The sequence below is a fragment of the Streptomyces sp. 7R007 genome (genome assembly GCF_054850255.1).
On sequence record NZ_JBTWMV010000026.1, the window covers coordinates 114705 to 121055 of the forward strand.

At 73.5% G+C, this 6351-nt stretch carries 7 protein-coding genes; 1 reads left to right on the forward strand and 6 read right to left on the reverse strand.

The window, feature by feature from the left end:
• Positions 1-23 precede the first annotated feature (23 nt).
• Positions 24-437, reverse strand: a complete 414-nt coding sequence (locus ACYF6T_RS29440) for a nitroreductase family deazaflavin-dependent oxidoreductase (RefSeq protein ID WP_461700226.1) — start codon at positions 435-437, stop codon at positions 24-26.
• 64 nt (positions 438-501) lie between these two features.
• Between ACYF6T_RS29440 and ACYF6T_RS29445 the strand changes: the two genes are divergently transcribed.
• Entirely contained in the window at positions 502-1530 is a 1029-nt protein-coding gene (locus ACYF6T_RS29445; protein WP_461700227.1) for an AraC family transcriptional regulator, read from the forward strand.
• A gap of 285 nt (positions 1531-1815) precedes the next feature.
• Here ACYF6T_RS29445 and ACYF6T_RS29450 read toward each other — a convergent pair whose 3' ends face one another.
• The 5 genes from ACYF6T_RS29450 to ACYF6T_RS29470 all read right to left on the reverse strand — a co-directional run.
• Positions 1816-2217, reverse strand: coding sequence for an SseB family protein (locus tag ACYF6T_RS29450; protein WP_461700228.1), 402 nt, complete (start codon positions 2215-2217; stop codon positions 1816-1818).
• 120 nt (positions 2218-2337) lie between these two features.
• On the reverse strand, positions 2338-3579 hold the full coding sequence (locus ACYF6T_RS29455) for an acyl-CoA dehydrogenase family protein (protein ID WP_461700229.1): 1242 nt from the start codon (positions 3577-3579) through the stop codon (positions 2338-2340).
• An 86-nt stretch (positions 3580-3665) separates the two neighbouring features.
• Positions 3666-4373 carry a GntR family transcriptional regulator gene (locus ACYF6T_RS29460; protein WP_461700230.1) on the reverse strand — a complete coding sequence of 236 codons (708 nt, stop codon included), beginning with the start codon at positions 4371-4373 and terminating at the stop codon, positions 3666-3668.
• Positions 4370-4993 (reverse strand): cysteine hydrolase family protein, encoded by a 624-nt coding sequence (locus ACYF6T_RS29465; RefSeq protein ID WP_461700231.1) that lies wholly within the window; start codon positions 4991-4993, stop codon positions 4370-4372. Before ACYF6T_RS29465 ends, ACYF6T_RS29460 begins: the two co-directional genes overlap by 4 nt.
• A partial coding sequence (locus ACYF6T_RS29470) for a purine-cytosine permease family protein (RefSeq protein ID WP_461700232.1) occupies positions 4990-6351 on the reverse strand: 1362 nt, incomplete at its 5' end. The genes ACYF6T_RS29465 and ACYF6T_RS29470, both read right to left, overlap by 4 nt.

Below are 6351 nucleotides of genomic sequence, written 5' to 3' on the forward strand. Positions count from 1 at the left end.
TGGCCCGTGTCCGGGAAGGCGCGTCAGCCACGGCCGTGCAGGCGGAAGACGGGGTGGTCGGCGGGGTCGGGCAGCGCGGCCAGCACGGCGGAGACGGTCGGCATGTTCCCGTACTGCTCCTTGTAGGCGGCCAGCAGGGGCGGGCGCTCCTGCGCCGGGACCTCCTGGGCGTCGAGGTCCTCGGTGCGGCCGCGCACGGTCAGCCGGCACTCGGGCGAGGCGCGCAGGTTGAGGGCCCAGTCGCTGAGGCCGCGGTAGGAGACGAGGTAGCGCTCGCCCTCGTGTTCCAGCACGGCGACGGGCACGGTGCGCCACCTGCCGCTGGTGCGCCCGCGCACCGCGAGCCGGCAGACCACGGACCGTCCGAACAGCGGTGCCAGACGGTTGCCCACGTGGCGCTGCATCCAGGGCGGTTTGAGGTAGGTGCGCCCGGTCATGGAAACCTCCTCGGTCCCTTGGATCCTCCCCCGGGAACGGGCGGTTCGGCACCCCTCGGATGCCATGCTGGACGCGGACACCGACCGGGAGAGGGGACACGCCGCCGTGGCCGTGCCGGAGGACCGCGCCGCCGAGTTCAGCACGTACGCCACGCGCTCCGTGGAGGAGACCCACGAGGCGATCGCCGCCCACTACTACGATCTGCGCATCGAAGTGATCGGCGCCGCCGGGGACTTCGCCACCCGGCTCAGCGTCGTCGAGTTCGGCGCGCTGACGGTCGGCGACGTCAGTTTCGGCACCGAGATGCGGATGAGCTTCGGCGAACCCGGCGTCTACCACGTCGCCGTACCGCTGCGGGGCAGCTTCAGCGTCCAACAGGGCAGGGGGACAGCGGAGTTCGGGACACCGGAGCGGGCCCTGTTCTTCGACCCGGGCCAGGACATCCGCATCGACGCCTGGTCACCGGACTGCCACACGCTCACCGTGAAGATCGACAAGTACGCCCTGCACCGCGAGTTGGAGATCCTGCTGGGCCGCCCCCTCGCGACGCCGCCGAGGTTCCGGCCGTCCTTCGACGTCACCCGCGGCGCGGGCCGCAGTTGGGCCTACCTGGCGATGTGGAGTCTCCTGGACCGGGACGTCCCGCACGGGCTGCTGCGCCAGCCGCTCATCTCCGGCCGGCTCGAACGGACGCTGCTGGACGGCGTGTTGCTCGCCGCCGACCACACCTACCGGACCGCGCTCGACGCGCCGCCCCCGCCGATGCGGCCGAGCGCGGTCAAGCGGGTGATGGACGCCGTGCAGGCGCAGCCCGCCGAGCCGTACGACGCGGCCCGGCTGGCGGCCATCGCCCAGGTCAGCGTGCGCAGCCTGCAGGAGGCGTTCCGCCGGCACGTCGGCATGTCGCCGATGGCGTACGTCAGCGAGGTGCGCCTGCTGCGGGTGCACGGCCAGCTGCGGGCCGCACTGCCGGGGTCGACGACGGTGGCGACCGTGGCCTATCAGTGGGGGTTCGCCCATCTGGGCCGGTTCGCGCGGCGCTACCGGGAACGGTTCGGCGAGTCGCCCTCGCAGACGCTGCGCGCGGGGTGAGCGCGAGGCGGGCGGAGTGGGCGCGGGCCGGGCGCGGGTGCACGCGGGGTGCGCGCCACAATCCGCCGCGTTTTGCGGACACTCGTCGCGTATCGCGGAGCGACGCGGGGCCCCAGCCGTCGTATTCTCTCCACGGCGATCGCGGGCCTTGTCGGAAGAGCGGGGTCGGCGCCGCTCATCTTCTGGCGTGCGAAAGCCCGAGGTACGGCAGCGGGAGACAGCCGCACCTCCGGGGCCCGGCTGCACCCCCTCCGTCGTATTGGTGGCCGGGCCCACCCGCCTGCGCTACGGCCGCGCCAGCAGCGTGCGCACGCCTTCGGAGGTGAGCGTCAGCGGGTGGTCGGAGCCGGCGTCGATGGTGAGCGACAGATCGTCGGCCGGCCACTGCGAGGCGAGCGCGCCCAGCGGCACCAGGCGGTAGCGCGAGACGAACGGCAGCAGCTCGGCCATCTCCAGCTCGGAGGTGAACACGGGCACGACCGGGTCGCCGCCCGGCTGCTCCAGGACGGGCAGCGCCACCGCGGCCGGGTCGGCCGCGTCCTCCTGGCTCGCGTCGTCGGGCACCGGCACGAGGACGTCGCTGCCGGCGAGGGTGTCCAGCGCCGTGGCGTCCTCGGTGTTCAGCGCCAGCGCGTCCAGCGCCTGCCGGGCCGGGGTGGCATTGTTGTCGTTGGCGGGCATCTCCATGGCGTTTCCCCTGGTAGCAGCGGTAGTACGGGGCCGCCCGGGACAAGATCGCCCCTGCTGCGGCCCTGCTCGCGTACCCGATCGGGCCCGGCCCATTCGCCCCGGGCCGGGCCGTTCGCCTCAGGGGACCAGGGGGATGTGGTCGGAGGGCAGGCCCAGCCGGTCGCAGCCGACCCGGCGGGCCAGCGGCTCGGCCATGCTGGGGCCGACATGGGTGCGGTAGGTGGCCGCGTCCCGGAAGTAGCGCTGCATCCGCTCGCCGTCGCGGGCGTGCCGGGAGCCGGCCGTGCGGAACAGGATGCCCTGGAACGCCTCCCAGGCCAGGTTCTGCGCGGTCAGGAACATCAGCGCGAGCCGGTTGTCCTCCGCCACGGTGAACGGCGCCTCGCCCGTCACGTTGCGCCGGCAGGCCTCCATCCAGTCCTCGGCGGTCTGCCGCAGCGCCGCGTGGGCCGTGTCGATCGCGCCGAGCGCCTCGCCCAGGTGGCGCTGGTAGTCGTGCAGGTCGGCGCGGGTGCGGCCGGGCGCCAGGACGAGGGGGCGGGCGGCGATGATCCGGGCGTACTCGTCGGCCGCCGCGTAGCCGATGCCGACCATGACGGCGGCGAGCTCGGCGTGGAAGAAGCTGGGCGCCCGCCCGGCGTACATGGGGTTGCCGTGCAGCTTCGAGCCGACGCTGCCGCCTTCCACCGGCAGGTCGAGCAGGGTCGTCTCGCAGGTGAGACGGGCGGGGATGCGGGCGTGTTCCATGTGGATGCTGTTGGAGCCGCTGCCGCGCAGGCCCAGCACGCCGTGCCAGTCGTCGAGCACCGTCCACACCGCCCGCGGGGCGACGAACAGCACCGGCGGTCCGGGCGGGTCGCCGGGGGTGGCGGGGGCGCGCAGGGTCTGGGCGACGTAGTGCGTGGAGTAGGGGGCGCCGGAGGAGTACGGCCAGGTGCCGTCGAGGACGACGTGTTCCTCGCCGTCGGGCCGGGCGACGCCGACGGGCACGAGGGTGGAGGCGGCGCGGAAGTCGCCGTCGGTGCCGAAGATCTCGTCCTGGGCCCGCTCCTCGAAGACGGTGGCCACCTGGAGCACATGGGCGGCGGTGAGCGAGAGCGCCCAGCCGGTGGAGGGGCAGCCGCGGGTGATCTCGGTGACCACGCGCAGGAACACGGGCAGGGGGAACTCGTAGCCGCCGTACCGGCGCGGTTGCAGGATCCGGTAGAAGCCGGCCCGTAAGAAGTCGTCGTGGGTGTCCTTCGGGTAGTGGGTCAACCGTTCTGTCTCCGCCTGCCGTTCGAGCAGCGCGGGCCTGAGCGCGACGGCGCGATCGACGATCTCGCGTGCGGTCAGGCCGGGTTCGGGAGGGGCGATCACGATGCCTCCTGACGTGGGGGACGTCCGTTTCGTGATGCGACAACGGTGATTGAACACGGTGAGGGCCGCGCGGGTACCGGCCGGAATCAGCTGAATCGCAGCGTCAGGTGGAAGTGGCCCGGGTCCAGGAGGCTCTCGGTGTGTTCGACGAAGGTGTCGTCGGCGGCGCGGCTGGTGCGCCGGGTGTGCAGGAACCACTCCCCCGGTGCGCGGCGCAGCACTCCCGCTTCCCGCGCGTCGATCGGCCGCCCGCCGAGGCACTGTTCGCCGTGGTCGGGGCACAGGCCCGCGCGCAGCATGACGTCGGTGAGGGATTCGGGCGCGAGGCCCTGCGCGGGCAGTGCGTCGAGGCCGGGAACCGGGGGCAGGCAGGTGCGTTCGTACGACACCACGGTGTCGTCGGCCGCCAGTTCGCGCACGCGTTCCACGCAGACGAACTCCGGGCTGTCCAGGGCGAGTCGGCCGGCGAGCTCGGCGTCGCGGACCCGGTGCACGGCGAGGGTGCGCAGCCGGGTGCCGAGGTCGTGCGTGGCGTGGGGGCGGGCCCAGCCGAGGCGGTCCTGTGGCGGCCGGGCGTCGAAGCGGACGTAGGAGCCCTTGCCGGTGCGGGTGGTGATCAGGCCGGCCGCGTTGAGTTCGGCGAGCGCGGCGCGGACGGTGGTGCGGCTGACGCCGAAGCGCTGGGCGAGGGCGTGCTCGCCGGGCAGTCGTTCGCCGGCCGCGCGGCGGCCGGTGCGGATCTCCTTGGCGAGTACCTGGGTGATCCGCTGGTGTTTGAGGGGGACTTCGCTCACCCGGCCTCCCCGAGGATGCCGGCGACGGTGGTCACGCGGATCAGCGGCGCGTAGGAGTCCATGAGGGTCAGCGCCCTGGCGTGCGCGGCGTCGTCCGCTCCGGCGCAGGCGTCGGCGGCCACCAGGACCTCGGTGCCGGCGTCGGCGGCGGCGAGCGCGGTGGACAGGACGCAGCAGTCGGTGCTGACGCCGGTCAGGACGAGGCGGCCGCCGGGGCCGACGCGGTCGGCGAGTTCGGGCGTCCACTTGCCGAACGTCGTCGCGTCCAGGACGTGGGACGCCTCGTTCGTGAACGCGTCGGCGAGTTCCCAGAGCCGGGCGTGCGGCGGCTGCAGGGCGAAGGGCCAGCGGTCGTAGTACGCGCGCCAGGCGCCGGCGGGCTGGTCGGGGGCGAGGAAGCGGGTGAAGGTCACGCGGCCTGCGAAGGCCGGCAGCAGGCGTCGTACTCCCGCGGCGGCTTCGGCGAAGCGGGGGGCGGCCCAGGGGCTTCGGGGGTCGGCGAAGACGCGCTGCATGTCGATGACGGCCAGCAGTCCGGCGGCCGTGGGACCGCCGTCCCTCCCGTCGGGTTCGCCGTCGGCGGTGCCGCGGGCGCTGCCCGGCCCAGGCCCGGATGTCATACGGCGGCTCCCGTGCCCGTCGGACTCGGGGCCTGCGCCTCCTGGGCGCGGACGCGGGGGCGGTCCCACAGGAGGGTGCCGAGGAAGCCGAGGGCGAGGGCGGCGAGAACGCCGAGGTTGGCGTAGGCCCAGGCGCCGGACTTGCCGCCGAGGCCGAACGGGTCGAGCAGGTAGCCCTGCCAACTCAGCCAGTCGGCCGCGGAGTTGGTGACCAGGCCCCAGCCGAGGGCGGTCGCGGCGAGGGTGAGCAGCAGCGGGGCCGGCGGGAGGTCGCCGTAGCGGCCGGCGGGGCGGTAGAGGTCGCCCTCGTCGTAGTCGCGGCGGCGCAGGGCCACGTCGGCGAGCATGATGCCGCACCAGGCGGCGATGGGGACGCCGAGCGTGGTGAGGAAGCCCATGAACTGGCCGAGGAAGTCGTCGGCGAAGAACACGATGTAGACCGAGCCGGCGATCATCAGGACGCCGTCGACGAACGCGGCCACGTGGCGCGGGATCCTGATGCCCGCCGACAGCAGGGCCAGCCCGGAGGAGTAGATGTCGAGGACGGCGCCGCCGACCAGGCCCAACACGGCGACCAGGGCGAACGGCACCAGGAACCAGGTGGGCAGGATCGTCGTCAGGGCGCCGATGGGGTCCAGGGCGATGGCGGCGCTGAGCTTGGTGGAGGAGCCGGCGAGCAGGAGCCCGAAGACGAGCAGGAGCAGCGGCGCGACGGAGCCGCCGAAGGTGGTCCAGCCGATCACGCCCCGGCTCGACGAGGTCCGGGGCAGATAGCGGGAGTAGTCGGCGGCGGCGTTGACCCAGCCGAGGCCGAAGCCGGTCATCATGAACACCAGCGCGCCGATGAACTCCTGGGCGGAACCCGCCGGGAGCGCGCTGACGGTGCTCCAGTGGACGTGGTCGGCGACCAGGGCGACGTACACGACCGTGAGCGCGCCCGTGACGACGGTGATCACCGTCTGCAGACGCATGATCAGGTCGAAGCCCATCACTCCGCCGACGACGGTGAGCGCGCCGACCAGGACCAGGGCGACGACCTTGGTCCCGGTGCCGCCGCCCCAGCCGAGGCGTCCGAAGACGGTCGCCGTGGCCATGGTGGCGAGCGCGCACAGCACGGTCTCCCAGCCGACGGTGAGCACCCAGGAGACGACCGCCGGCAGCCGGTTGCCGCGCACGCCGTACGCGGCGCGGCTGAGCACCATCGTCGGGGCGGAGCCGCGTTTGCCGGCGACGGCGATGAATCCGCACAGCAGGAAGGAGAAGACGATGCCGATGACGCCGGCGGTGAGCGCCTGCCCGAAGGAGATGCCGAAGCCGAGGGCGAAGGCGCCGTAACTCAGGCCGAGGATCGAGACGTT